Source organism: Arthrobacter sp. KNU40 (assembly GCF_051515115.1).
GTDB lineage: Bacteria > Actinomycetota > Actinomycetes > Actinomycetales > Micrococcaceae > Arthrobacter.
Map to the genome: position 1 here is coordinate 606004 of NZ_CP195850.1, position 24155 is coordinate 630158.

The following is a 24155-nucleotide window of genomic DNA, read 5'->3' on the forward strand; positions in this document are numbered from 1 at the left end:
TGCGGGCAATTTGGCCTACGGGTTCTGCAGCCTCTTTCCTCCTTGACGAACCCTGGGGCAATCGCGGAGGTCACCGGGGTCCTCACATTCGCCATTGTCTCCTACCGGCACGCGTCCCAGGCATGAGCTCGCGGCTACTGACCCAGGCGGCCGCTGCGTCTCGTCAGACTCCGTGGATTTCGCCTACCTCGGCTGTCATGAAGACTTGGCAACGTTCTACGAGTCCTGCGGTTGGCGGCGTGTCCGAGCGCGAGAGCGGTGCCTTTCACGATTGGACGGAACCACGGTCATCGAATCCGCAGATACTCCGATCCTGATCTGCTCCGCCGCTAAGACCACCGCATCGTGGTCCGCCGGACCGATCGACCTTCGGGGAACTCCTTGGTAGAACACCCAAGGATCGAGTCCCGGCCGCTGCCGGATGAGCGGCACATCCTTCGGCGTCCGGCATCATTCGGAGCGAACCGCTCGTGCTCTATCCCGCGATGAGCTCCTTGGCCGGCCCCTCGTGCAGGGCTAGATAAACAATGTCCCGGATCTGGTTGGCCTGTGGATCCGTCATGGTCCGGGTGAGGGGACGAAGCACCAAACGTATGAGGGCGTTGGCCTGTCCGTCGCGGATGCGGAGCCGCTCCCGCGCTGCCGCGGGGAGCTCTCCGGATTCAGTCAGCGCCAAGAGCTCGACGCTTTCCAGGTCTTCGGCTTGCTCACCTAGGGCTGTCCGCACCCGGTCTCCAAGCACTTCGGCGTCCAAGTCTGCGGGAACGACGATCGAGATGTCCCTTCGGATTGAGGGCAGCTGCGAGACCGGTTTCCATCGAGACAGGTCCAGCATCTGCTGTTCGATTCTTTTGTCCGTGGACCTGAGCAACCTGATGTCGGGGATGCCTTTTCGAAGCATCAGGGCCCGATCCAAGCCCATCCCCAGGGCCAGCCCCGACCATTTTGCAGGGTCGAGTCCGGCCTCGGAGAACAGATGCGGGGCCATAAGCCCGCATTCCGCGAGTTCAAGCCATTCCCCGTCCATGAGTACATCGACCTGCAAGCCCTCCCTGGTGTAGGGGTGAACTGCCGGAACCGCGCGCCATTGCGCCCCCGGAAGGACCGCTTGCACGAGGGCGGCGATTAATTTCTTCAGGTCGTCGGAGGCGAGGTGCTCCCGGGAGCTGACGCGCCACAAGTCCACCTGGTGTGGAGTGCCGACGTGGGTGCGGTCGATGGAATCGCGCCGGTAGACAAGACCGGGGATGGCCCAGAGCTCGTCGATGGAAGCCGAGGTATGGCTGCGGAGCATCACTGTAGGACTGACGTAGCGGGAGTATCTTTGATCCCTGGTCACGTCCGATTCGTTGAACCCCAGGCGGTCGTAGTTGTCGGCCACGCTCACCAGCGGGCTGTGTCGAACGATCCGTTCAGGCACACCCCATTTGCTGCCGACCGCGTCGATGGCTCCTTGCAAGAGTGTTTGCATTGCGTGCGGCCCGCCGTCCGGATTTGAGAGATCCCGGATGGTCAAAGCATCGTTGAGTTCGGAGGGACTGAGATAAGTGGGCATTGCTGGTCCTAATGTTCGGATTTGAGTGGCGGGTTCCACCCCCGACTCAAATCCAGCGCCAGGACCTAGGCGCGCGCCTGAGAGCCCTCGCGACCGGAACCCGGTCGGGGGCAAGTAAATCGGCGCATGGAGAGCATGGGGAGACTATACCCCAGCTGCCGACCCTGATCGTCGGAGTCAGCGCTTCGCGCAGCTACAAACCGAGGTCTTTGACGGCAGTGACCCAGTTGTGGGCGATCGCCTCCTGGGCAGCTGACAGGGTGACCTTGTGAGCGCAGATGGCCTTGTGCAGAGTGTTCTCCACCGCGTCTTTCGGGTTTGTGGTGCCCGTGGCGCTCGACTTGTTCGGCTCAGGCCACAGATTCGACACGGAGTTGGTGCCGCCGAGCTCCAGGCTGATCAGGTGATCGTATTCCGTGGTCTTCATTGCGACCTGGCCGTATTCGCGCAGGCTCTCGGCCTTCACCTTGTCCGTGTTCGAAGCGGGCGGGCGCACCGTAGCCGTATAGCCGCTTATGCATATCGTCGAGTCGATGTTCTCCTGGGTAACCGCTGGATCCGTGGCCCCCGGAGTGCACTCGGGGTCCGGCAGGTACTCGCCAGTAGCGGCGTCGACCACTTTGGCGGAGCACTGTCCGGCGGCAAGCTGCTCGTCGGTAGCGACCACGCCGGGGGAGTGGATGGACTTCACGGCTGCAGCCGCCGCACCGGAGGGTGTGTTCCCAGCCGCCGCAACTGCCTGAGGAACTGCCGGCGACGCGGACTTGGCCATCGGTTCGGCGGGGTGGGTTCCCTGCTGGCATCCACTGAGGGCCAATGCAGTAAAGAGGAATGCGGCGGGCAGGGCGAGACGATTGCGGAAGTTCATGACCCTCAGGTGTTCGGGAGCTCGGAAGTCTGTCCCTCGGAAAGGGGAACGACAAGCGGAAGCCAATAGCTCCCGCCCATCTTTTCTATCCTGTTGCCTGGACTTCGAAGCGACCGGCGCGCCGGGCAGCCTACTTGCCCCGGGTCTCAACGGCTTCGGCGAGCTCACGGAGCTTCGTGGACTTCATGCAGCCGAAGTCCTGGCCACGGGTACACAAACCCTACGGGCAGGATGCGGGCAAATAGGGCCACATGGCCAGCTGTGCATCACGGATGAAGGAGGTACCGCGCGATGAGGTAGAACGCAAAATCGGCGACACCGATGATCATGCCCGCGATGGCGAACCCGCGACCACGCAACCCGCGCTCTCTGGCCCGCCGGAAGCCTAGGCCTGAGATGGCGGTCCCGAGCGGGCCCACCATGGCAAAGACGAAAAGCCCGACGCAGCTGATGATGAAACCCGCTATTGCCGCCTTGCTGAACGGAGCGCGTGGCTGGACTGGTGCGTATGGGTTAGGTATCTGCGGGGCGTCGGACGGCCAGCGCTTTTCGGGAGGGGGAGGAACACTGCTCATGAGGTCTGTTCTTTCGCCTGGAATGGTGTCAGGCGAGCCTACGATATGGCGTGCAAGCATGCCTGCAGGCCGGGAATCCTCTGGTGTGTCGGAGCATTGAAAGGGAAGTACCTACTCTTGATGCCGGACGGGGTAGGAAAGCTCGTCCGCGGCTCCAAGGACCCCCTCCGGCCACTCGGCCACAAATATCCACGGCATGTTCTCCTTGGCGAGGAAGTTCACCGGAGTCCAGGAAAAGATGAAATGCGGACGCCCTGGATAGATCTCGAGGACGGCCGAACGCTCGAGCCGCCAAGGGCAGAAGTGGCGCGCCCACCACCGGGATCGGGGGCGGAACTCAAGCTGCGAGGCGCACATGGTGAGTATGACCCATGGCCCTTGGATCCCGAACCGTCCGGGGATCGAAAGGCCACCTCTGAATGTGTATGTCATTCGGTCACTCCAGCGACAGGCCGAATGGCAAGGCGGTATTGCCAACCATTCTTGGCCGTCGCACAATCGGCAAGTGAGGTTCGACGGAGTGATCCCCGAGGACGCACCGGATCCGCGTCTTGAGCAGGCCCGGCGTCTGGAACTGATGCCCATTCCCGTCATGGGACTTGTGCCCCAGCCTTCGCTGGAAGATCCGGATATGGTCGGCATCCAGTACGGGCAGGATTCCCGCGGATACAACGAGATGTCGGCGAGCATCACCTACACACTGTGGCGCAATCCCGCTGACCGATCCGACCCGATAAACCTAGCTGAGCTCGACGAGCAGACGCGAAGGTCGATCGAAGACATTCCGCCTTGGCCGCGGCCGGTCTGGCTGGTTGAAGGGGTTCAACGCATGAGGTACCCCCAGCTCTGGGAGGCCGTACGGACCACCTGGCACCGAGACCCTTCCGAACGCTCGTCCCCTGCCCGGGTGCTGGCTGAACACATGAACCATATCCTCATCAATCGCTACCGGCGCGACTGGCCCGGAGGTATTGCCTGGGACCGATTCGCCGGGGACGCCAGACGACCTCCAACCAACCGTGAGGTGGCCGTACGGATTGACGGCGTCGAAGTGCAAGGTGTGGAGATCGACACTGACCCCCTCGTGTGCGGGGTTGGAGCGTCCCTCGGACGGGGCGGTGTTGTGACGGCCGTCCTCCCACGTGATGAGCTCGGCTACATACGCATTGAATTCGCGAAACGCCGGTAGGCTGTGGGGACATCAGCGAGGGGACCAAGGATGAAGCGTCCGCGCACTGGGGCCGCGATCGCCGTGCTGCTGGGGTTGGCCCTCTCCGGGTGCCAGGAGTCGGCCGGGCCGCAGCCCACACCGGGACCGACCTCATCGCTGCCTAGCCCGTCGTCCTCCGAGCTCACGGCCATCATCCAGACCGCCGTCGAGGACCGGAACGGCACCGTCCTGGATGTTCCACCGGCTCCCCGCCTGACGGATGCGCAGACGACGACGGCGTACCGTGCCAAGCGCGCGCGGGACTTTCCGGTGGTGGCCCGGTCAAAGGCCGGGTTCAAGTCAAAGGGCTTCTGGTACTCGGACTTCACGACGAAGATCACCGCGGAATCCGTGGAGGTGACCGGGTCGACGGCAAGCGTCCATTTCAAGGAACTGACCGAAGAACACCAGGCATCGGCGGCGAACGGGCCAAGCAACGTCCCGTCGGGCTACTCGGTATCGGAGACAGCTACGTTCCGGGCATCCCCGGATGGATGGCAGCTGGACAGCATCGCCCCGTCCGCGCCGGGGGCCTCTTGCCGATGTCCATCGTCAAGGGCTGAAACCGGAGTGCGAATGAGGAAGCGATGTCCGGCATGCTCTGGCGGTTATTCACGTATGTCCCGGAAGTACTGCGCTACGTTGTAGTTGCCGATGAGCCTCGCCAGATCGACCGGCGTTTGGCCGCTCGCGTTGACGTGCAGCGGGTCAGCGCCGTGGGAGCGGAGCAGCCCGATCAGCTCGCCTCGACCTTTGGAATTGAAGACGGCGATCCAAAGTGGTGTGTTGCCGAAGACGTTCTCCGCGTCGACCTTTGCCCCTGCATCGATCAGAGCGGCAGCCGCCGCAGGGGCAAACTCCTGTGCCGCGAGATGAAGCGGTGTGAAGCCTTGGCGGTCCACAACGTCAGGCAATGACCCCGCGGCAAACAACGACCCTATCGCCTCGGGATCGTCTTCCAGCGCCGCGTAGTGGAGTGGAGAACGGCCAGCGCGGTCCATGCATCGCTTCGGCCCGTTGTCCACGTTCATGCCTTGTCCTCGATGGCGCCAAGTCGGATGCGCACTTCCGCAGCACCAAACTCATGACCGCTCGCCCGAGCTCCTGTCCAATTGAGGCCCACGAGAATCCCGTCACCCTCGAGACCGTCGATCCATCGCGTACGCCACACGTCGAAGGGAATCGCCATCGGCTCGAAACCTCCGTAGGCCGGAATATTCGCGATAACCTGCTCCGCCCGGCTCCGAAGGGACCAGAACGGCATGCTGCGCTCACCGTCCCCGCTGACCGGTGCCGGGATGCCAACTGCGTCGCGGATCCCCAACACCTCACCGTTCTTGACTATCTCTTCGTAGAAGAGAGCTGCCTGCGCTGCGTGGACACTCATTCCGACAGCCTATGACGCAACGGCTCGGCAGCAAGAAGCCGACGAAACCCTCATATGCATCTGACCGTGGATAGGTCGCTGCGAAATGCGCCCCCATACCGAGAAAATTGGTGATCATTGACTTCATGGGTTCCTTTACGATCACGAGCACCCCGCTATCGGTCGCACGCGAACTTTGGCGGCTGGGCGAGCCTGGTCTTGCCTCACGCGCTATGCGTTTGAGCGTCGAGCAGGCCGTCGACATCGGGATCAGGGCTGGTGACCTGGAACAATCCGGCCAAGCACGCACTATCTGGCCCGACGGTCCGAGCGGAGTCTCTTCTGCGCTGTTGCTAGCAGCCGTTGAGTATCTCGAAGGTTCCATGCGCCCGTGCGCCAGACGCCGCCGCCTTCCCGAGAAGCATCTGCCACCGGAACTTCAAGCCAGCGAATCAGACCTCTGGGCTGCGCTTTCTCCAGTACCTGACGCACTGGATCGTCGGCAGCTCGAGACCCGCCAGTAAGCCAGCCATCCCGAACTTCCGCGATGAGCGCAGGCCGCCACTGCTGCGTCTTGCGGACGGGTCCGACGCCAGTTTGGTCCACGGCAACGGCGGCGGGGAACGATTCAGCCCGTTGTCGGCGTCGTTCGCCAAACCGCCCCCACTCGCACTCCGGACGGAATGACATGGGAAAACCGACGGCGGCGCCGATATTTACCCCGTCGAAACTGGCACGAGGCAGATTCTCGTCAACGCGAATCCTGCCGCATGTTCGTGTGACATCATGGGCGGCCAGCGCTCCTGGACCAAAGCTCCGGACGGTATGGGATCCTCTAACGGACGCCGGCCCGTGTTGAGCTGATTAGCTGAGATTACTAGTCCGTGGCCCACGGGCTAGTCACTAATGAAAGGGAAGCTCCGCACCTTGCGGGAAAGGCAAGACTCCTTGTGCGGGGGTCATGGTGAACCACTCGCCGCCCTCCTTGGTCGCAAAAATGATGACTCTTTCAACTGTGTCGAGCGGATCGCCGTCCGGATACGAGTCGCTTCCAGAGCAGGTCGGGGGCATCGAGGAAATGCGCAGGTTCTCCCGTCCGGGATTCCCCTTGAGTACCTGCTCGACTTCAACAAGGTGGGTGGTGGCCTTTGAACCGTAAATGCTGCTCATGCCGACCTGCCTTACAGACTTTCCGATCAGCACCATGCTGGCCTTGTCATATTGGCCCTGAGCGGTCTCGAACCGGACCCAGTCAACGCACGCTACGGTGCCACCGTCTGGCCCGGGGCTGGGTGTAGAACCAAGGATTGAGCCGGTTGATTTCGCCGTTGACTCCGCAGCTGCCGGTCCGTCCGTGACCTTGTCGCCGCATGATGTCAACAGGGTGGTGAGAAGTATCGATAGAACCAGGCATCGCCACAACCCACAGCGTTTCATTGTGTTCCCCCATAAGTGGACGTTGATCGGAGGATATAGGGTGCGTACTCGCATTCATAGACGTAAGTCCCGCACGAGCGAATGCACCTTGACGGGGAATTACTGCAACTATGTTCTCCGCGTCGACCCTGCCGGGCTATGGTCCGGGGACACTGTGACTGCTCACAGTGGCGACCTGCCGCTCGGGCTCCTCGTAGTCGGGTCTCCGGCCGGGATCAGGGCTCTTCGAAGGCATCCGGTGATGGGCTTTCTTAGCAGCACTGATTGGGCAGCGCAGGACTAATCCCGTTCTGAATCTCCTAAGCATGGCCAATCACCGCAAGGAATGCGCACAAAGAACGCGCGGCACATGCCTACTTGGGCATAGGCGGCCGAGTCTAGACTCGTGCCACGAATCGATACGCGGGCCAAGCGTAAGTGTGCCCTGCCGGTGTTCCGGGCTTTCCTCAAGCCAACGAAAAACCCCGTATTCCCGCTGAACAAGTGGGAATACGGGGTTCTTTTCGAGCTTCCTATCAGAATCGAACTGATGACCTTTTCATTACGAGTGAAACGCTCTACCGACTGAGCTAAGGAAGCACCGCGTTATCGGCCGGGTACCGGCTGAATCACGCAAGATACAACTCTAATAGAGTCACCTCGTCCGGGTCAAAACAGCCCCGTGCGGAGCTACCGTGGCGCCGTTGTTGCGGAATTCACCCGCTCGTCGCGCCGGGTTCAGGCCGCCGTCGTGGACCGGGGGCAAGCTGGGCGGACTAACGTGGCCGCACGATTTCGGTCATCAACCAGCGAAGGGGCGCCATGAGCATGGACAGCGGCAAGAGGATCAACGCGGACGACGCCGGGGCACATCGTGCGCAGCGGCTCCGACTTGCTGTCTTGGACATGGTGGGCACCACCATTACCGACGATGGTCTTACAGAGCGTGCTATGTCCCTCGCCCTGCAGGAGACCGGCGTCGAGCCTGGTTCGCCCCGCTTCGAAAGCATGCTCGGCTACGCCCGGGACACGATGGGCTTTTCCAAGCTGACCGTTTTCAGCCACCTTTTCGAAGAAGCTCAACGGGCCGAGAGAGCCAACAAGGCTTTCGAACGCGCCTACGACGATCTGATTGCCGACGGCGGCGTCCGGGCCATTCCAGGCGCCGAGGAAACCATCGACTGGTTGCGGGACTCCGGCGTGAAAGTCTGCCTTGCTACGGGCTTCGGCCGGCACACCCAGAACATGGTGCTTGAGTCGCTGGGGTGGATGGGGAAGGCGGATCTCAGCCTGTGCCCCGCTGACGCCGGCCGCGGTCGCCCTTACCCGGACATGATTCTCACGGCCGTGTTGGCCCTTGACCTGGACGATGTCCGCGAGGTCGTCGTCGTGGGGGACACGAGCTCGGATATGTTGTCCGGCGTTCGCTCCGGCGCCTCCGCCGTGGTGGGCGTGCTTACTGGCTTCCACTCCGAGGCGGCTTTGCGCGCGGCCGGCGCCACCGCCGTCGTGCCCTCAGTCAAGAACCTTCCCGCGCTGCTGGAGCCCCACGCCGCACGGCTCTAGCGCCGGTCCCTCAACGATTTACCACTTTTGGTCCGATGTCTGCCACGCGGAAGCCGTCAATCCGCCACCTACGCTGCTGGGTGCGGTTGGGGAGGTCGATTTCGTCGTCGAGCGCCTCTTGATCGTTGAGCTGGACGGCAAGACGCACTTCGAACCCCGGGCCATCAAGAGGGATCGACGCCGGGACAACACTTCGGTTGCCGCGCCCCCAAAACACTCAGCACATAGTCCCGTCCGAAGGCGCCTTCCCATCCACGAAGTAGTTGTCCACGGCGTCGGACACGCATTGGTTGGAGCGGCCGTAGGCGGTGTGGCCTTCGCCCTTCCACGTCACGAGGGAAGCATTGCCGAGTTGTTTGCGCAGCGAACCAGCCCAGGCGACAGGCGTTGCGGGGTCCCCAGTGGTTCCGATGACTACAATCGGCGCACTGCCGGTGTACTTCACGGGAGCAGGCGCGTGTACCGGCTTATAGGGCCAGTCCTTGCAGTTGATGCCGGTGTAGGAGAAGTAATAGCCGAAGGTGGGGGAGAGCTGCTTCAAGCGCGCTTCTTCGGAACGCATCCCGGCCGTATCCGTGACCATAGGGTAGTCAAGGCAGTTGATGGCGTTGAACGCGAACGAGGTGTTCGACGTGTAGGTGCCGTTCGGGTCCCGGTCCGCGCCGAAGTCGGCAATCCGAAGCATGAGCGACACGTCGCCCTTGAATGCGGCCACCAGAGCCTGGGTCAGGACAGGCCACGATTCGTTGTCGTAGAGCGGGGTGAAGATACCGCTGACGAACGTAGCCCCGGTGACAAGCCGTCCGTCTTTGGCGCGTTTGGGATTCTGCTCGACGTCGGCGATGAGGTTCTGGATCTGCTGCACGCCATTGTCGACGCTGCCGGTCATGGGGCATCCGGACTTTGCCTGGCAATCCGCGACGTAAGTGCGGAGCTCCTTTTCGAACGCCTCGGCCTGCCCCGCGGTGAGGTCCTCGTTATTGAGGGACGGATCCACTGCGCCGTCCAAAGCGAGCTTGCCGACGTTGTTCGGGAACAATGACGCATAGGTGGCGCCGAGGGCGGTTCCGTAGGAGAAGCCAAGGTAGTTGAGTTTTGCGTCGTTCAGCACGGCGCGGAGTATATCCATGTCCTTGGCGGAGCTGGCGGTGTCAATGTGCGGCAGCGTGGGACCGGACTTTTCCACGCACTGGGCATTCATGGCCTTCGTGTCGGCCAGCGCCGCGGCGACGCCCTGGTCAGTGTCATAGTTGTAGACCTTCTCGCGGGAAGCGTCCCGTTCGGCATCGCTGAGGCACGTCACCGGCGCCGACCGCTTGACGCCGCGGGGATCGAAGCCCACCAGGTCGAAGCTGGACCGCAGCTTGCTAGTGAAGTGCGTCTTCGCCGCGTCCCTGACGAAGTCATAGCCCGAAGCGCCGGGGCCGCCGGGATTCACCAGCAGCGAGCCTTTCTTCGTGCCCTGGCTCTGGAGCCGGATGGCGGCGATGGAGATGCTGCCACCATCGGGTTTGGCATAGTCCACCGGCACTTGGATGTTGGCGCACTGGAATCCCTGCTCACAGGACGTCCAGTTCACTCTTTGGGAGTAGAAACTCTCCAGTCCTGCCGGCGCTGCGGCTGCGATGGACGCGTCCGGGGTGCTGACGTTACCGGACCCGTTGCTGGCGCCATCATTGGGCGCCGGTACAGAGAACACGCAGCCGCTCAGCAGAAGGCTCGCGGTGGCCGTGGCAGCCACTGCCGCTGCAGCCCGCCGCAGTGAGGGGAACCGTGTCCTGGAACTGGACCCGGCGGGCCGGCGTCGTGCGGGGGTCATGCGTTTCTCCTCAGGCTGGGGAAGCGTGCTGTATTTCTAAACTATCCGGCTATTGCTGAATCAGGCTGCTCGCCATGGACTCGACGGCCAACAGCGGTGCCACGTTGGTCGTGGTGATCCGCACTCGCGCCTTGTTGATGGCATCCATGCGCGCCAACGTGATCTCTGGCGTGGAGCTGGCCGCGTAGCCCTCCAGCTCACTCCTGAGTTCAACGTTGACCAACTCGACGGCGTTCCCCAGCTGAATGACCAGGACGTCCCGGTAGAAGGACAGCAGATCGGTCAGCGTGCGGTCGAGGGAATCGGTGATGGATCGCTTGGCACGGCGTTTCTGGTCGTCCTCAAGCTGCCTGACCTGGCTGCGCATCGACGGCGGCAGGGTGCCCGACTCCGGAGCGCCCAGGCTCGCGAGCAGGGCGACCTTCTCGGCGGCGTCGCGTTCGTCGTTGGAGCTGTTGGCCTCATCCGTTGCGATCTTGACCAGCTTTTCGGCCATCATCACGGCGGCAGTGACGCCCCGCAGGCCCAGCGGGAAACGGACAGTCTCCATCCGGCGTTCCCTGGCTTCGGGATCGCGGGCCAGCCGACGCGCGATTCCGATGTGGCTTTGGGCAGCGCGGGCGGCCCTGTCCGCAATGGCGGGGTCGACGCCGTCGCGCCTCACCAGCAGGGCGGCGACGTCGGCAGCCGGCGGAATCCGGAGGCTCACCGGGCGGCAACGCGAGCGGATGGTGACCAGCACATCGGCCGGCGACGGCGCGCAAAGCATCCAGATGGTCCGGGGCGTCGGTTCTTCGATGGCCTTGAGGAGCACGTTGGTGGTGCGTTCGGCCATGCGATCCGCGTCCTCCACCACGATGATGCGCCAACGGCCCGTCGCCGGCCGGTCGCCTGCCTTGGACACCAACTGGCGGGCTTCGTCGATGGTAATGGTGACCTTCTCCGTGCGGACAAAGGTCACGTCGGAGTGGGTTTCGCCCAGGATGGTCCGGCACGATGCGCATTCTCCGCAGCCGCGAAGTGCGACGTCATCCTGTTCGCAATTCAATGCCGCGGCGAATGCCTTGGCCGCGTTGGAACGGCCTGAACCCGGTGGTCCGGTGAACAACCATGCGTGCGTGAGGCCTTCGCCTTGGGCGGCGGCGCGCAATTGTGCGACGACGGGCGCCTGGCCCTGGAGCTCGTCCCAGACGCTCATGCGCGGCTCCCGAGCAAGTCCTGCACACGCCGGAGGATCTGCGCGGCGAGGTTTTCGACGGCGTCCTTGGCGGGCAACACGAGGTACGTCTCCGGGTGGGCCTCCGCCAGTTCCAGGAACGCCGCACGGATGCGGGCATGGAAATCGTCCGGTTCCGATTCGAGCCGGTCCTCGGTAGCGTCTCCGGCAGTTCTGCGGTCCCGGCCGTCGCCCGGGTGGACGTCCAGGAGCACTGTCAGGTCCGGCTCGAGGCCTTCGGTAGCCCATTCGTTGAGCCGCCTGACGTCGACGGTCCCGAGGTCCCTGCCGGCACCCTGGTAAGCGACGGAGGAGTCGATATAGCGGTCCGTGATCACCACAGAACCCTGCGCCAAGGCCGGGCGGATGACCTGGCTTGCGTGGGCAGCCCGGGATGCGGCGAACATCAGGGCTTCGGTCCGGGGGTCGATAGTGCCGTGGCCGTGGTCCAGCACCAAGGAACGCAGCTTCTCGCCGATCGGCGTGCCCCCGGGCTCGCGGGTGCGCAGCACCGAAAAGCCGAGGGACTCGAGCGATGCAGCCAATCGGGCGGCTTGCGTGGACTTGCCGGCCCCGTCCCCGCCTTCGAAGGCGATGAAGAGTCCTGGGCGCTGGTCCGGCGTAGGGCTCTGGTCCTGCTTGAGGCGCTGCGTAGTCACGGATCTAAGCGTACAGAGGAACTCTGACAGTGCCCGACGACGGCGCTTGCCCACCTGCGCGGGACCGAACCTGCCGCTCGACGGGACGGAGCCGTAACACCTTTCCAACGCCCGCGCCCCGCGCCGTAGGCTGGGGCAATGAGTCTTTCCCGAGAACACGCCGCAGATCTGTCCCCTGACACTGTGGTGGTGGCGGCAGGCCGTCCCGAACGAAGCCATGACCAACCCGTCAACCCGCCCATTGTTCTGTCCTCCACGTATTTCGGCACAGGAGCACTGAGCGACGGCGACCGCGGCTACGGACGCTATGCGAACCCCACGTGGGATCCGTTCGAAGAAGCACTGGCCCAGCTGGAAGGAGCCGAGCTGCCCGGTTTGCTCTATGCCTCGGGCTTGGCCGCAGTGAGTTCCGCGTTGTCGCTCGTGCCTGCCGGTGGTGTCCTGGTCATGCCCACGCACAGCTACGCAGGATCGCTCGTCATGGCCACCGAACTCGCGGCCAAGGGCATCCTTGAACTGCGGACCGTTGATATCGCGGACACCGACGCCGTCAAGGCGCAGCTCGCCCCCGCCGATGGAATACCCGCCAGCATGCTGTGGATTGAAAGCCCCACCAACCCGATGCTCGGCATCGCAGACGTACGGGCACTGGCCACCGCCGCCCATGAAGCCGGCGCCATCGTGGTCACGGACAACACCTTCTCCACGCCGCTGGTTCAGCAGCCCCTCAGTCTGGGCTCCGACGTCGTGCTCCATTCGGTGACCAAATACCTGGCTGGACACTCCGACGTCGTACTCGGCGCCTTGGTGACCTCGAATGCGGAGCTGCGAGCGGAACTCCTTCACCACCGGATCATCCACGGCGGCATCGCGGGCCCCTTCGAGGCGTGGCTCGCGCTCCGAGGCCTGCGCACGCTGGCACTCCGGATCGAGCGCTCGCAAGCTTCTGCCGCGACGTTGGCCGAGCGGCTGAGCACCCACCCGCGCGTCGAGTCGATCCGCTTCCCGGGCCTGCCCACCGATCCCGGCCATGAGCGTGCCAAGTCCCAGATGAAGGGCTTCGGCTCCATCCTGTGCATCCAGTTGGCCGGAGACGGAATCCGGAGCGGTGCCGACGCAGCAGATCAACTGGTTCGTGCACTGCAGCTGTGGATCCCCGCGACGTCGCTTGGCGGGGTCGAATCCCTCATCGAACGCCGACGCCGGCACACCGCCGAACCGCTCAGCGTGCCGGACAACCTGATCAGGATGAGCGTCGGGATCGAGAACGTCGAAGACCTCTGGGCGGATTTGGAGCAAGCGCTCAAGTCGCTTGACCGCTAGGCTTGTGGGCGTGGACGGAAAAATTTTGATTTCAAACATCCAGAATGGAATTTGGTTCATTCTGGGACTGGTTGCCTTCGCTTTGGAGCTGTGGGCGCTGGTCGATTGCCTGCGCCACAAACCCTCGTCGTTTGAAGCGGCATCCAAGCGCACCAAGACCTTCTGGCTGGCACTGACCGGCGTCGCCGCGGTGATTGGCGGCCTTTCCCTCCTCGGTGGCGGCGGTGGCTTCGGCATCTTTGGCATCGCAGCCGTCACGGCAGCGTGTGTCTATTTGGCGGACGTCCGTCCTGCGGTGAAGGAAATCGGGAACAGCGGCCGGAACCAGGGGCCGTACGGTCCCTGGTGATCCCCACCGGCTCCCTAAGCTCGCAAGCTCGCTCAGGGAACCCTGCCGGTGTGGGCCGAACCGGTTCCCTAAGCTCGCAAGCTCGCTCAGGGAACCCTGCCGGTGTGGGCCCCACCGGCTCCCTAAGCCGGGGCCACCGCTGACCAGTCGACGGTCAGTTCCCCCAAGCGCCAGCGCGAGGTTCCGTCCTGAAGGGGCCAACCGGCGTCGCGCATTGATCGGCACATGGCGGTCCACCGCTGCTTGCTGCCAAAGGACGCGAGCGGTGCGGCTTCCAACCAGGCCTGGTCCAGCGCATTCAGGAAAGCATGAATGCGTTCCCCCGGGATATTGCGGTGGATGAGTGCCTTCGGCAGGCGTTCGGCCACGTCGGAGGGAAGTTCGAAACCGCCGAAGCGCATGGACAGGCTCAAGCTCAAGGGCCCGTCCGGATCCAACGCAACCCACGTCACCCTGCGGCCGATTTCGTCACACGTGCCGTCGATGAACAATCCCTGCGGTGCCAGCCGCGACTGCACCAGCGCCCAGATCCCGGCCACATCCGATTCCTCGTATTGCCGCAGTACGTTGAAAGCCCGCACCAGCACGGGATTGCCTGGAACAGGAACCTCGAAACCGCCCACGTGGAAGCTGAGCCCGGGCCTTTCCAGGGATTTCGCGACCCGGACGCGCTCGGGCTCGATCTCGATCCCGCACACGCGGACATCGGGGCGGACTGCCTGCAGCCTTTCGAAGAGTTCGACGGCGGTGGCCGGGGAAGCGCCGTAGCCGAGGTCCACTACCAACGGGTCGACGGCGGAGCGTAGCCGCCATCCCTGCGGGCCCGCCAACCAGCGGTCCAGACGGCGCATGCGGTTGGGATTGGTGGTGCCCCTGGTGATGTTGCCGACTGGTTTACCGCGCCTTCCCTGCACCCGCTCCGCTTTTTGCACCACCGTCCCACTTTATCCTCCAACGCGGGGTCACTTACGGCCCATCCGGCCGGCAAACATCGGCGCTAAGTGACCCCGCGTTGCGACGTAACGCCCGGCAACGACCAGGCCTGATCGCTTAGGATGAAAACCATGACTTACAAGCTGATTCTGCTGCGCCACGGCCACAGCGACTGGAACGCCAAGAACCTGTTCACCGGCTGGGTGGACGTCGACCTGAACGACCAAGGCCGCGAGGAAGCAGCGCGCGGCGGAGAGCTCCTGGTCGAGAACAACGTTCTCCCGGACATCCTGTACACGTCCCTGCTCAAGCGGGCCATCAACACCGCGAACATTTCCCTGGACAAGGCCGACCGCGGCTGGATCCCGGTCAAGCGCGACTGGCGCCTCAACGAGCGCCACTACGGCGCTTTGCAGGGCAAGGACAAGGCCCAGACCCTGGCCGAGTTCGGTGAAGAGCAGTTCATGGAATGGCGCCGCAGCTACGACACCCCGCCGCCTGCCCTCTCCGATGACAGTGAGTTCTCCCAGGTCAACGACGTGCGCTACGCGGGCCTCGGGGACGCCCTGCCGCGCACCGAGTGCCTCAAGGACGTCCTGGTCCGTCTCCTGCCGTACTGGGAGTCAGACATCAAGGAAGACCTCAAGGCTGGCAAGACAGTCCTGGTCACGGCTCACGGCAATTCCCTGCGCGCCCTCGTCAAGCACTTGGACGGCATCAGCGACGAAGACATCACCGGTCTGAACATCCCGACGGGCATCCCGTTGGTCTACGACCTGGACGAAAACTTCAAGCCGATCAACCCCGGTGGAACCTACCTCGACCCCGAGGCCGCGGCAGAGTCCATCAAGGCTGTAGCTGCCCAAGGCAAGAAATAAGCTCTTGAGAAAACGACGGCGGCCGGCCCACCTCGCGAGGTGGGCCGGCCGCCGTCGTTGTTCGTTGAGCGTGGCTAGAAGCCTTCCGGCTGCCATTCACCGGTGACCAGGTAGGTCACCTTGCGGGCAACCGAGACGCCGTGGTCCGCGAAGCGCTCGAAGTAGCGGCTGGCGAGGGCCACATCCACGGTAGTGGCGGCTGTCTCGGCCCAAGCGGGATCGGCGATGGCCCTGAAGACGCTCAAGTGCAGATCGTCCACCCTGATGTTGAGCTTGAGGATGTCCCGGGCAACTTCCAGGTCGCGCGACTCCAGGAGCAGGGTGACCTTCTGGATGATTTCAAGGTCGAGGCGGGCCATGTCCTTGAACGTTGCCGTCAGCTGCTCGGGGATGACCGTGGCCGGGTAGCGCAAACGGGCCAGCTGGGCCACGTGCCGGGCGAGGTCACCCATGCGCTCAAGGGATGCGCTCATCCGCAGGGAACCGACAATCATCCGGAGATCGCTTGCCACAGGGCCCTGGAGGGCCAAGATATCGATGGCCCGTTCGTCGAGGCCGTTCTGCAGGAAATCGATCCGGGCATCGGCGGCAATGACATCCTGGGCGAGATCTACGTCGGCACCTTCGAATGCGGTGGTCGCGTTCTGGATCGCCTCAGTGACCAGTTTTGAGATCTCAATGAGGTCCTCACCGACCTGGATGAGCTCCTCCTGAAAAACCTTGCGCACGGTGGCGTCCTCTCCTTGGAAATCTCCTCCGCACCCTTCTGGCGGCGCGAAAATCATCACAGCTAACTACGGTCCAACTAGTAAGGGTGGCAGTGGTCAATGAACGATTGCGCACCTTTAGGTGAACGTTAGCTGAATCGGGGCTGTTTGGTGACCGTTCCATATTTTGCAGTGTTTTGAGCGCATAAGCTAGATCCGTGGATCCAGTGCTCATCGGTGTCATCGCAGGTCTAGTCGGCCTGTCGTGCGGCGTCTTTGGCGTGCTCGCGTTCAGGCTCAGCGAACGGCAGCGAAAGATCGTTGACCTGGACGTGACCGAGCCGCTGCTTCCGGAGGGAGCCGCGGAGGTGCTGTCCGTCGTCGGGCGCGCTTTCGTCGTGGTGGACGCGATCGACGGCGTCGTCCGGGCCAGTCCCGCGGCCTACGCCTACGGCCTCGTGAGAGGCCACACCGTGGTGCACAAGCAGTTGCTGGACATGACCGCAAAGGTGCGGCGCGACGGCGTGATCCTGGAAGAGACCTACGAGTTGCCCCGCGGCCCACTGGGCAAGGGAACCATCGTGGTGCAGGTGCGGGCAGCCATGCTCGGGTGGGAATATATCGTCCTGCTGGCCGATGACCGCACCGAAATCACCCGCACCGAAGAGATCCGCAACGACTTCGTCGCGAACGTCTCGCATGAACTCAAGACGCCAGTGGGCGCCATCTCCCTTCTGGCGGAAGCGCTCGAGGCAAGCCCCGACGACGAAGAAGCCGTGCGTCGCTTCGCGAAGCGCATGCACAAGGAATCGACAAGGCTGGCCGCGCTGGTGCAGGACATCATTGAGCTGTCCCGGCTTCAGGGAGCCAACGTGGCACAGCAAGGGCACGCCGTGGACATCAACACGGTGATCTCCGAGGCCGTGGACCGCTCGCAGCTCCCGGCCGAGCTCAAGAACATCAAGATCGTCGTGGGGGGCCGAACGGAAACAATGGTGTTCGGTGACCAGGACCTGTTGGTGACCGCCCTACGGAACCTGATCGACAACGCCATTCGTTATTCGCCGGAAAACACCCGTGTGGGAGTGGGGGTCCGCGCCAAAGAGGGCGTGGTGGCCATTTCCGTCACAGACCAGGGCGAGGGTCTCAGCCCCGAAGACCAGGAACGCATCTTCGAACGCTTCTACCGCGTGGATGCGGCGAGGTCCCGCCAGACCGGGGGAACGGGTTTGGGCCTGAGTATCGTCAAGCACGTGGTATCCAACCACGGCGGCGAGGTCACCGTCTGGTCCCAGCCCGGCCAAGGTTCTACTTTCACCATCCGCCTTCCGGAAATGGAAGGCCAGGAGGACGACGACGCCGGGGCGAAGCCCCGAAGCGTGATTCAATCGACGGGCGCTGTGCGCGCCCTAGAGCAAGGAGCTGGCGCTTGAGCAGGATTCTGATCGTGGAGGACGAAGAGTCGTTCAGCGACCCTCTGTCCTACCTATTGGGCAAAGAAGGCTTCGATGTCCAGGTTGTAGACAACGGCAGTGATGCCTTGGTGGAGTTCGACCGCAACGGGGCCGACCTGGTCCTGCTGGACCTGCAGCTTCCGGGAACTCCTGGCACTGAGGTTTGCCGGCAACTGCGCCAACGCTCCAGCGTCCCGGTCATCATGCTGACGGCCAAGGACTCGGAAATCGACAAGGTAGTTGGACTGGAGCTTGGCGCGGACGACTACGTCACCAAGCCGTACTCCTCCAGGGAACTCGTTGCGCGCGTCCGTGCCGTGCTGCGTAGGCAAGGCGAGCCGGAGGAGCTCATCACCTCCACCGTGCAGGCCGGCCCGGTGAGGATGGACATCGAGCGGCATGTGGTGAGCGTCAACGGCGAACAGGTATCGCTTCCACTGAAGGAGTTCGAACTCCTGGAGATGCTCCTTCGCAATTCGGGCCGTGTGCTCACCCGTGGGCAGTTGATCGACCGCGTCTGGGGTTCCGACTACGTGGGCGATACCAAGACCCTGGACGTCCACGTGAAGCGCTTGCGCAGCAAGATCGAGCCGGACCCCTCGGTTCCCCGCTACCTCGTGACGGTTCGGGGCCTGGGCTACAAGTTCGAGCCGTAAGAAGCTACAGCAAAAGGAAGGGCTCCCATCGGGAGCCCTTCCTTTTTGTCTTCGAGGATCCAGCGTATTGCCGACCGAAGCGGCGCAGGCCGCCGGCCGCCTAGTGGCCGGTGGCGCTTGCGCTCGGAGTCGGGGTCGCGCTGCTGCCCGGAGTTGCGCTGCTGCTCGGGGTGGCGGAACCGCTGACCGAGGGGCTCGGAGAAGCGGAAGCGGTGGGGAGGTACTTCGCGTATTCCTTCAAGGAAGCGTCCAGGACCGGGAACTGCACGGCGCGGGAATCGGAGCCGGTCTTGATGGTCACGGAAGCCATGGAGCCAGGGGCTCCGCCGCTCGTGCTCAGAACCGCGGCGTCCGTGGTCTCGTTGAGGTAGGTCTGGGACTTGGCCTTGACCGGAATGGTCGCCTGTGACCCGCCGGCACCACTGATGGTCAGGGTTGCATCGCTCGAGGAGGTGTTGAACACGGCACCAATGACGCGTCCCGGCTTGTTGGCATCCGTGGAGACGATGAGCATGTTGCGCAGCTGAAGCGAACCGAGGTCTTCCCTGACGCCGTCAGACGGAGAGTACTGCTCGTTGGTCTGCTGGGGGTTGATATAGCCACAGCCGGTCACGGACAAGAGACCGATGCTGATGGCGGCCGCCGCCATCGCCAGTTTGCCGCGCTGGACACGGTTCATCGCAGTAATGCGCACGACACGTACTCCTCTAAGAGTCATTGGAACACTTTTCAGCCATAGCCTATCGGCAAACTAGCAGGAACAAGGATTCCGATCACCATTGTGGCGGCCCTCCAGAAGGAGTAGGGTCATCCGGAACGCTGCGTCCAATGCACTTTTATGCCCTCCCGTCAAGAGGGTGCCGGAGGTCCGAAAAGGCCATTTTCCGCGTATTTACAGGGCTCAGGACCCCTTTCCGTGCCAATCGTATGCCTTAAGCGTGATAAACTGGTCTGCGGGAAAGGGGAAAGTCCACATGGTTTTTGAGGTCGGCGAGACAGTAGTTTACCCTCACCACGGTGCAGCAAAAATTGAAGAAATCAAGATGCGCACTATCAAGGGCGAAGAGAAAATGTATCTCAAGCTCAAGGTGGCTCAGGGTGATCTGACCATTGAAGTTCCAGCAGAAAACGTAGACCTTGTTGGGGTCCGCGACGTAGTGGGCAAGGAAGGCTTGGAGCACGTATTTGACGTTCTCCGTGCCGAGTTCACTGAAGAGCCCACCAACTGGTCCCGTCGCTACAAGGCAAACCTGGAGAAGCTTGCTTCCGGCGACGTCATCAAGGTTGCAGAGGTCGTCCGCGATCTTTGGCGCCGTGATCACGATCGCGGCCTTTCCGCAGGTGAAAAGCGAATGCTGGCCAAAGCCCGTCAGATTCTGATTTCAGAACTGGCACTGGCTGAGAAGACCGACGAAGAGAAGGCCGCAAGCGTTCTCGACGAAGTTCTGGCTTCCTAACAGAGATTCAAAGATTTGAGCCCCGGTAGCAACCTGCTGCCGGGGTTTCCTTTTGCTCCAAAGCCCAACTGACTAGCTCCAAAGCCCAACTGACTAGCAATAGATGTCGTTCTGGGCGCCCAAAACGACATTTGCTGCCAGCTAGTTGGGCGGGTGGCCACCACGTAGGCTTGGGCGCATGACTACACCATCCCAGCGCGAGGCCACCGCCGTCGTCGTCGTTGCGGCAGGCTCCGGTGAGCGGCTTGGCTACGGCATGCCTAAGGCAAAAGTGCCGCTGGGCGGCGAAGCGATCCTCACGCATGCCCTTCGCGGCGTCGCGACGGCGGACGTTGCCCGCCAGATCTGCGTGGCCGTCCCCGCAGGGGACCTGGAGTTGCGCGAGCTGTGCGAGGAATTCCGGCAGGAACTGGGCGCTGACGGCCCGCTGATTACCGTCGTCGACGGCGGATCCACCCGTGCCGCTTCGGTCCGCGCCGCCCTTGGGGCGGTCCTCGAAGGAACGCGCGCTGTCCTGGTTCACGACGCCGCGCGCGCGCTGACTCCCGAGCGGGTCTTCCACCGGGTTGCCGTGGCGCTCTCGTCCGGCGCCAAAGCGGTCATCCCCGCCATTCCGGTGGTGGATACCGTCAAGATGGTTGCGGAAACTGACGGTGACGACGCCGGAATCGCGCCGGAGATCGTCACCGGCACCGCCCCGCGCGAACAACTTCGTGCGGTGCAGACTCCGCAGGGATTCGACTTTGAGACTTTGTTGCGCGCCCACGCGGCGGCCGCCACGTTCGACGACGAGCAGTCGGCGGCAGTCACGGATGACGCCATGCTGGTCGAGCTCCTGGGCGTGCCGGTCCACGCGGTCCGCGGTGCCAGCCAGTCACTGAAGATCACCACGCCTTTGGATCTCATCATTGCGGAGGGCCTGCTGGAAGGGCCGCTCGGAGTCCGCTGGGTGGAAGGCTGATGGCAGGCCCGAAGAACGCGGCCATGATTCTGCCGCGCACAGGCATCGGGGTGGACGTGCACGCCTACGCACCCGACAACGATCCGCAGCCGCTATGGCTCGGCGGGCTGTTTTGGGAGGGCGAGCGCGGACTTTCCGGGCATTCCGACGGCGATTGCGTTGCCCATGCAGCCGCTGACGCGCTCTTCTCCGCTTGCGGCATTGGTGATCTCGGCACGCATTTTGGCACCGACCGTCCCGAATTCGCAGGTGCGTCCGGTGTGAAGTTGCTGGGGGAGGCGGCCAGGATTGTCCGGGCTGCCGGCTTTGAGATCGGGAACGTGGCAGTGCAGTTCGTTGCCAACAGGCCGAAGTTCGGGCCGCGGCGTGAGGAGTCGCAGCGTGTCCTCAGCGCCGCCGCAGGAGCTTCCGTCAGCGTCACGGCAACCACCAGCGATGGCCTGGGTTTCACGGGGCGGGGAGAGGGCATCTCCGCTGTCGCCACGGCCCTCGTGTACGCCGTGCCCGCAGCGACCCAAAGCGATAGCGCCTAAATAGCGCCTCAACAGGGGTAGATGGTGGGCAACGAAGCCAGAGGGTGCGCATCCGCTAATCTGGAGCGGTGACCCTGCGCTTTTACGACACTGCATCCGCCGAAGTCCGCGACTTCGTTCCCCTTGAAGCCGGCAAGGCCAGCGTCTACTACTGCGGTGCCACGGTGCAGGGGATGCCGCACGTGGGGCATGTCCGTTCCGCGATCGCCTTCGACCAGTTGACCCGTTGGCTTGAATACCGGGGCCTGCGTGTCACTGTTGTCCGCAACGTCACGGACATCGACGACAAGATCCTCGCCAAGTCGGCGCAGTCCTTCGGACCGGACTGGGCCGAGGAACCCACAGCCAAGGCCGAGGAAGAGTGGTGGGCCCTGGCCTACCGCTACGAGCAGGAATTCGAGCAGGCCTACGATGTCCTGGGCGTTTCCCGCCCCACCTATGAGCCTCGTGCCACCGGCCACATCCCGGAGATGCACGCCCTCATTCAAAGGCTCATCGACCGCGGCCATGCCTACCCTGCGCTGGACGACTCCGGGGACGTCTACTTCGACGTCCGCTCCTGGAGCAAGTACGGCTCGCTGACCCGCCAGAACATCGACGACATGCAGGGAGCCGCCGACGTCGAGCCTCAATTCAGCAGCAGGAAGCGCGACCCGCGCGACTTCGCGCTGTGGAAAGGCTACAAGGACGGGGAGCCGACGACGGCGAGCTGGGTTTCGCCGTGGGGAACGGGCCGGCCGGGTTGGCATCTTGAATGCTCCGCCATGGCCACGAAGTACTTGGGCCAGCAGTTCGACATCCACGGCGGCGGATTGGACCTCCGCTTCCCGCACCACGAGAACGAGATGGCACAATCGCAGGCCGCCGGTGACGGATTCGCCAATTTCTGGCTGCACAACGGCATGGTCACGTATGAGGGCGAAAAGATGTCCAAATCCGTGGGCAATACAGTGAGCCCCTCGGAAATGCTCGAGCTCGCCAGTCCGCGGGTTGTCCGGTACTACCTTGGCCAGGCGCAGTACCGCTCCGTCCTGGACTACCGGCCCACCTCGCTCCAGGAGGCTGCGGCGGCCGTAGAGCGGATCTACGGCTTTGTTGCGAAGGCTTCCAAGAAGTTCGGTGGCGACTTCGCCGCGCACCCTGAGTCGAGCCCCGTTCCGGATGCCTTTGCTGCTGCCATGGATGACGACCTCAACGTCCCGCAGGCCCTCGGCGCGCTGCATGAGACTGTCCGGGCGGGGAACACCGCTCTGGCGTCCGGAGACGACGCCGGGGCCGAGCAGGCGCTCCGGGCAGTGATGGCCATGACCACCGTGCTTGGATTGAACGACGTCCGCGGCGAAGTCCAGGAGAACTCCGAGACTGCCCAGGCCCTTGAGGTCCTCGTGGAAGCCCAGTTGCAGGCTCGCGCCGAGGCGAGGGTGAACAAGGATTGGGCGGCTTCCGACGCGATCCGCGACACTCTCGCGGCAGCCGGTATCGCCGTCGAGGATGGCGCCGATGGAGCCAGCTGGAGCCTCAAGAGGGATTGAGAAAGCGCCGTCGTCCCGATTTAAGTTGATTCAGTAGACTTGATTGCAGACGTACTCAACACAATCAAGGGTGGAATTCATGGCCAACAACGGTCGCCGGGCTGTCAAGAGCAAGAAGGGCCCCACCACCGGAACCGGTGGCCACGGTCGAAAGGCCCTCGAAGGCAGGGGTCCAACCCCCAAGGCTGAGGACCGCGAGTACCACAAGGCGTACAAGAGCAAGCAGCTTGCCGAGCGCTCCGCGGCCAAGCGCGCGGCCGGGGGCACCAGCCGCTCCAACCCGGGCGCCCGCTCAGGCCCGAAGGGCCGCGCTACTGAGGAAGTCGTCACCGGACGCAACTCCGTGGTGGAGGCGCTTCGCGCCGGAATCCCCGCGAAGGCACTGCACGTTGCCATTCGGATCGAGATGGACGACCGCGTCAAGGAGTCCCTCAAGCTCGCTGCCGAACGTGGCATCCCGCTGCTGGAAACCGGTAAGCCCGAGCTGGACCGCATGACCGAAGACGCCGTCCACCAGGGCCTCGTTCTGCAGATCCCGCCGTACGAATACCAGGACGCCTACGACCTTGCCGAAGAGACGGTCACAAAGTGGAAGAAGGGGTACATCCCCAACGCGCCCCTCTTCGTTGCGCTCGACGGCATCACCGACCCACGCAACCTGGGCGCCATCATCCGCTCCGTTTCCGCCTTCAGCGGCCACGGCGTGATTGTCCCGGAGCGCCGCTCCGTCGGCGTCACCGCTTCGGCTTGGAAGACCAGCGCCGGCGCGGCGGTCCGCGTCCCCGTTGCCCGGGCGGCCAACCTGAACAACGCGCTCAAGCAGTTCAAACAGATGGGCATCTTCGTGCTGGGCCTGGACGGCGACGGCGATGTCTCGCTGCCGGATCTCGCCCTGGCCACCGATCCCGTGTGCATTGTCGTGGGTTCCGAGGGCAAGGGGCTCAGCCGCCTGGTCCGCGAAAACTGCGACCAGATCATCTCCATCCCGATCGACTCCGCCATGGAATCGCTCAACGCCTCCATGGCCGTGGGCATCTCCCTGTACGAGGTCTCAAGGCAGCGCGCCACGAAGTAGCGGGTTGGGTGGCGGCACAGCCGACGCCCGCTCACTTATACGGTGTT

Annotated in this window: 27 protein-coding genes and 1 tRNA gene; 13 read left to right on the forward strand and 15 right to left on the reverse strand. The window is 63.5% G+C overall.

Annotated features, from left to right (window positions below; all coding sequences use genetic code 11):
• Window positions 1–475: 475 nt before the first annotated feature.
• The 4 genes from srmL to ACSKT0_RS02920 form a co-directional block, all read right to left on the reverse strand.
• Window positions 476–1555 carry a PheS-related mystery ligase SrmL gene (srmL, locus tag ACSKT0_RS02905; protein ID WP_437772429.1) on the reverse strand — a complete coding sequence of 360 codons (1080 nt, stop codon included), beginning with the start codon at window positions 1553–1555 and terminating at the stop codon, window positions 476–478.
• Between the two features lie 193 nt (window positions 1556–1748).
• A complete protein-coding gene (locus ACSKT0_RS02910; protein ID WP_437772430.1) occupies window positions 1749–2423 on the reverse strand; it encodes a hypothetical protein in 675 nt (224 codons plus the stop codon).
• Between the two features lie 266 nt (window positions 2424–2689).
• Entirely contained in the window at window positions 2690–2998 is a 309-nt protein-coding gene (locus tag ACSKT0_RS02915) for a DUF4190 domain-containing protein (protein ID WP_437772431.1), read from the reverse strand.
• A 111-nt stretch (window positions 2999–3109) separates the two neighbouring features.
• Window positions 3110–3430 carry a hypothetical protein gene (locus ACSKT0_RS02920; RefSeq protein ID WP_437772432.1) on the reverse strand — a complete coding sequence of 107 codons (321 nt, stop codon included), beginning with the start codon at window positions 3428–3430 and terminating at the stop codon, window positions 3110–3112.
• 73 nt (window positions 3431–3503) lie between these two features.
• Between ACSKT0_RS02920 and ACSKT0_RS02925 the strand changes: the two genes are divergently transcribed.
• Window positions 3504–4187, forward strand: coding sequence for a hypothetical protein (locus ACSKT0_RS02925; protein WP_437772433.1), 684 nt, complete (start codon window positions 3504–3506; stop codon window positions 4185–4187).
• Here the strand turns inward: ACSKT0_RS02925 and ACSKT0_RS02930 are convergent.
• The 3 genes from ACSKT0_RS02930 to ACSKT0_RS02940 form a co-directional block, all read right to left on the reverse strand.
• Window positions 4154–4597: a hypothetical protein gene (locus tag ACSKT0_RS02930; RefSeq protein WP_437772434.1), complete on the reverse strand. Its 444-nt coding sequence runs from the start codon at window positions 4595–4597 to the stop codon at window positions 4154–4156. The two genes, ACSKT0_RS02925 and ACSKT0_RS02930, sit on opposite strands and share 34 nt — an antisense overlap.
• A gap of 219 nt (window positions 4598–4816) precedes the next feature.
• Window positions 4817–5239: an ankyrin repeat domain-containing protein gene (locus tag ACSKT0_RS02935; protein ID WP_437772435.1), complete on the reverse strand. Its 423-nt coding sequence runs from the start codon at window positions 5237–5239 to the stop codon at window positions 4817–4819.
• Window positions 5236–5595 (reverse strand): DUF2750 domain-containing protein, encoded by a 360-nt coding sequence (locus ACSKT0_RS02940; RefSeq protein ID WP_437772436.1) that lies wholly within the window; start codon window positions 5593–5595, stop codon window positions 5236–5238. The genes ACSKT0_RS02935 and ACSKT0_RS02940 overlap by 4 nt, the downstream gene beginning before the upstream one ends.
• A gap of 125 nt (window positions 5596–5720) precedes the next feature.
• On the opposite strand from ACSKT0_RS02940, the gene ACSKT0_RS02945 reads away from it, so the two are divergent.
• Window positions 5721–6098 (forward strand): hypothetical protein, encoded by a 378-nt coding sequence (locus tag ACSKT0_RS02945; RefSeq protein WP_437772437.1) that lies wholly within the window; start codon window positions 5721–5723, stop codon window positions 6096–6098.
• Between the two features lie 379 nt (window positions 6099–6477).
• On the opposite strand, the gene ACSKT0_RS02950 is transcribed toward ACSKT0_RS02945, so the two are convergent.
• On the reverse strand, window positions 6478–6744 hold the full coding sequence (locus ACSKT0_RS02950; protein ID WP_437772438.1) for a hypothetical protein: 267 nt from the start codon (window positions 6742–6744) through the stop codon (window positions 6478–6480).
• A 773-nt stretch (window positions 6745–7517) separates the two neighbouring features.
• Window positions 7518–7590 (reverse strand) — tRNA-Thr (locus ACSKT0_RS02955).
• Between the two features lie 222 nt (window positions 7591–7812).
• Between ACSKT0_RS02955 and ACSKT0_RS02960 the strand changes: the two genes are divergently transcribed.
• On the forward strand, window positions 7813–8556 hold the full coding sequence (locus ACSKT0_RS02960) for an HAD-IA family hydrolase (RefSeq protein ID WP_437772439.1): 744 nt from the start codon (window positions 7813–7815) through the stop codon (window positions 8554–8556).
• 217 nt (window positions 8557–8773) lie between these two features.
• On the opposite strand, the gene ACSKT0_RS02965 is transcribed toward ACSKT0_RS02960, so the two are convergent.
• The 3 genes from ACSKT0_RS02965 to tmk are packed head-to-tail and all read right to left on the reverse strand — an operon-like array spanning window position 8774 to window position 12250.
• Window positions 8774–10375 carry an alpha/beta hydrolase gene (locus ACSKT0_RS02965; protein WP_437772440.1) on the reverse strand — a complete coding sequence of 534 codons (1602 nt, stop codon included), beginning with the start codon at window positions 10373–10375 and terminating at the stop codon, window positions 8774–8776.
• A 49-nt stretch (window positions 10376–10424) separates the two neighbouring features.
• Complete coding sequence (locus ACSKT0_RS02970) at window positions 10425–11573, reverse strand: DNA polymerase III subunit delta' (protein WP_437772441.1); 1149 nt, start codon at window positions 11571–11573, stop codon at window positions 10425–10427.
• Window positions 11570–12250, reverse strand: coding sequence for a dTMP kinase (gene tmk, locus ACSKT0_RS02975; RefSeq protein ID WP_437772442.1), 681 nt, complete (start codon window positions 12248–12250; stop codon window positions 11570–11572). The genes ACSKT0_RS02970 and tmk overlap by 4 nt, the downstream gene beginning before the upstream one ends.
• Before the next feature lie 138 nt (window positions 12251–12388).
• Here tmk and ACSKT0_RS02980 point away from each other — a divergent pair, with 138 nt between their 5' ends.
• On the forward strand, window positions 12389–13573 hold the full coding sequence (locus ACSKT0_RS02980) for a trans-sulfuration enzyme family protein (RefSeq protein WP_437772443.1): 1185 nt from the start codon (window positions 12389–12391) through the stop codon (window positions 13571–13573).
• A 10-nt stretch (window positions 13574–13583) separates the two neighbouring features.
• On the forward strand, window positions 13584–13922 hold the full coding sequence (locus ACSKT0_RS02985) for a DUF2516 family protein (RefSeq protein WP_234758806.1): 339 nt from the start codon (window positions 13584–13586) through the stop codon (window positions 13920–13922).
• 122 nt (window positions 13923–14044) lie between these two features.
• On the opposite strand, the gene ACSKT0_RS02990 is transcribed toward ACSKT0_RS02985, so the two are convergent.
• A complete protein-coding gene (locus tag ACSKT0_RS02990) occupies window positions 14045–14857 on the reverse strand; it encodes a class I SAM-dependent methyltransferase (protein ID WP_437772444.1) in 813 nt (270 codons plus the stop codon).
• A 129-nt stretch (window positions 14858–14986) separates the two neighbouring features.
• On the opposite strand from ACSKT0_RS02990, the gene ACSKT0_RS02995 reads away from it, so the two are divergent.
• The gene (locus ACSKT0_RS02995) at window positions 14987–15733 is read left to right on the forward strand and encodes a phosphoglyceromutase (protein ID WP_437772445.1); all 747 of its coding nucleotides are present in this window, start codon (window positions 14987–14989) and stop codon (window positions 15731–15733) included.
• A gap of 74 nt (window positions 15734–15807) precedes the next feature.
• Here ACSKT0_RS02995 and phoU read toward each other — a convergent pair whose 3' ends face one another.
• Window positions 15808–16461 (reverse strand): phosphate signaling complex protein PhoU, encoded by a 654-nt coding sequence (gene phoU, locus ACSKT0_RS03000; RefSeq protein ID WP_284753411.1) that lies wholly within the window; start codon window positions 16459–16461, stop codon window positions 15808–15810.
• Between the two features lie 206 nt (window positions 16462–16667).
• Here phoU and ACSKT0_RS03005 point away from each other — a divergent pair, with 206 nt between their 5' ends.
• Complete coding sequence (locus tag ACSKT0_RS03005; protein WP_437773955.1) at window positions 16668–17873, forward strand: sensor histidine kinase; 1206 nt, start codon at window positions 16668–16670, stop codon at window positions 17871–17873.
• The gene (locus tag ACSKT0_RS03010) at window positions 17870–18550 is read left to right on the forward strand and encodes a response regulator transcription factor (RefSeq protein ID WP_059388662.1); all 681 of its coding nucleotides are present in this window, start codon (window positions 17870–17872) and stop codon (window positions 18548–18550) included. Before ACSKT0_RS03005 ends, ACSKT0_RS03010 begins: the two co-directional genes overlap by 4 nt.
• A 100-nt stretch (window positions 18551–18650) precedes the next feature.
• Here the strand turns inward: ACSKT0_RS03010 and ACSKT0_RS03015 are convergent, their stop codons facing one another.
• Entirely contained in the window at window positions 18651–19229 is a 579-nt protein-coding gene (locus ACSKT0_RS03015; protein ID WP_437773956.1) for a hypothetical protein, read from the reverse strand.
• Window positions 19230–19524: 295 nt separating this feature from the next.
• Between ACSKT0_RS03015 and ACSKT0_RS03020 the strand changes: the two genes are divergently transcribed.
• From ACSKT0_RS03020 to rlmB, 5 genes are all read left to right on the forward strand, one after another.
• Window positions 19525–20007, forward strand: a complete 483-nt coding sequence (locus ACSKT0_RS03020) for a CarD family transcriptional regulator (RefSeq protein ID WP_011690592.1) — start codon at window positions 19525–19527, stop codon at window positions 20005–20007.
• A 178-nt stretch (window positions 20008–20185) separates the two neighbouring features.
• Window positions 20186–20968: a 2-C-methyl-D-erythritol 4-phosphate cytidylyltransferase gene (gene ispD, locus ACSKT0_RS03025; protein ID WP_437772446.1), complete on the forward strand. Its 783-nt coding sequence runs from the start codon at window positions 20186–20188 to the stop codon at window positions 20966–20968.
• A 23-nt stretch (window positions 20969–20991) separates the two neighbouring features.
• Window positions 20992–21501 (forward strand): 2-C-methyl-D-erythritol 2,4-cyclodiphosphate synthase, encoded by a 510-nt coding sequence (gene ispF / locus ACSKT0_RS03030; protein ID WP_437773957.1) that lies wholly within the window; start codon window positions 20992–20994, stop codon window positions 21499–21501.
• A gap of 68 nt (window positions 21502–21569) precedes the next feature.
• Entirely contained in the window at window positions 21570–23033 is a 1464-nt protein-coding gene (gene cysS, locus ACSKT0_RS03035; RefSeq protein ID WP_437772447.1) for a cysteine--tRNA ligase, read from the forward strand.
• Window positions 23034–23112: 79 nt separating this feature from the next.
• Window positions 23113–24108: a 23S rRNA (guanosine(2251)-2'-O)-methyltransferase RlmB gene (gene rlmB / locus ACSKT0_RS03040; protein ID WP_437772448.1), complete on the forward strand. Its 996-nt coding sequence runs from the start codon at window positions 23113–23115 to the stop codon at window positions 24106–24108.
• Window positions 24109–24155: the final 47 nt, after the last annotated feature.

Bases quoted from the DNA above. Each gene is read 5' to 3' on its own strand.
- srmL (WP_437772429.1), bottom strand. From the start codon at position 1,555: ATGCCCACTTATCTCAGTCCCTCCGAACTCAACGATGCTTTGACCATC.
- ACSKT0_RS02910 (WP_437772430.1), bottom strand. From the start codon at position 2,423: ATGAACTTCCGCAATCGTCTCGCCCTGCCCGCCGCATTCCTCTTTACT.
- ACSKT0_RS02915 (WP_437772431.1), bottom strand. From the start codon at position 2,998: ATGAGCAGTGTTCCTCCCCCTCCCGAAAAGCGCTGGCCGTCCGACGCC.
- ACSKT0_RS02920 (WP_437772432.1), bottom strand. From the start codon at position 3,430: ATGACATACACATTCAGAGGTGGCCTTTCGATCCCCGGACGGTTCGGG.
- ACSKT0_RS02935 (WP_437772435.1), bottom strand. From the start codon at position 5,239: ATGAACGTGGACAACGGGCCGAAGCGATGCATGGACCGCGCTGGCCGT.
- ACSKT0_RS02940 (WP_437772436.1), bottom strand. From the start codon at position 5,595: ATGAGTGTCCACGCAGCGCAGGCAGCTCTCTTCTACGAAGAGATAGTC.
- ACSKT0_RS02945 (WP_437772437.1), top strand. From the start codon at position 5,721: ATGGGTTCCTTTACGATCACGAGCACCCCGCTATCGGTCGCACGCGAA.
- ACSKT0_RS02950 (WP_437772438.1), bottom strand. From the start codon at position 6,744: ATGAGCAGCATTTACGGTTCAAAGGCCACCACCCACCTTGTTGAAGTC.
- ACSKT0_RS02960 (WP_437772439.1), top strand. From the start codon at position 7,813: ATGAGCATGGACAGCGGCAAGAGGATCAACGCGGACGACGCCGGGGCA.
- ACSKT0_RS02965 (WP_437772440.1), bottom strand. From the start codon at position 10,375: ATGACCCCCGCACGACGCCGGCCCGCCGGGTCCAGTTCCAGGACACGG.
- ACSKT0_RS02970 (WP_437772441.1), bottom strand. From the start codon at position 11,573: ATGAGCGTCTGGGACGAGCTCCAGGGCCAGGCGCCCGTCGTCGCACAA.
- ACSKT0_RS02980 (WP_437772443.1), top strand. From the start codon at position 12,389: ATGAGTCTTTCCCGAGAACACGCCGCAGATCTGTCCCCTGACACTGTG.
- ACSKT0_RS02995 (WP_437772445.1), top strand. From the start codon at position 14,987: ATGACTTACAAGCTGATTCTGCTGCGCCACGGCCACAGCGACTGGAAC.
- ACSKT0_RS03015 (WP_437773956.1), bottom strand. From the start codon at position 19,229: ATGAACCGTGTCCAGCGCGGCAAACTGGCGATGGCGGCGGCCGCCATC.
- ACSKT0_RS03020 (WP_011690592.1), top strand. From the start codon at position 19,525: ATGGTTTTTGAGGTCGGCGAGACAGTAGTTTACCCTCACCACGGTGCA.
- ispD (WP_437772446.1), top strand. From the start codon at position 20,186: ATGACTACACCATCCCAGCGCGAGGCCACCGCCGTCGTCGTCGTTGCG.
- ispF (WP_437773957.1), top strand. From the start codon at position 20,992: ATGATTCTGCCGCGCACAGGCATCGGGGTGGACGTGCACGCCTACGCA.
- rlmB (WP_437772448.1), top strand. From the start codon at position 23,113: ATGGCCAACAACGGTCGCCGGGCTGTCAAGAGCAAGAAGGGCCCCACC.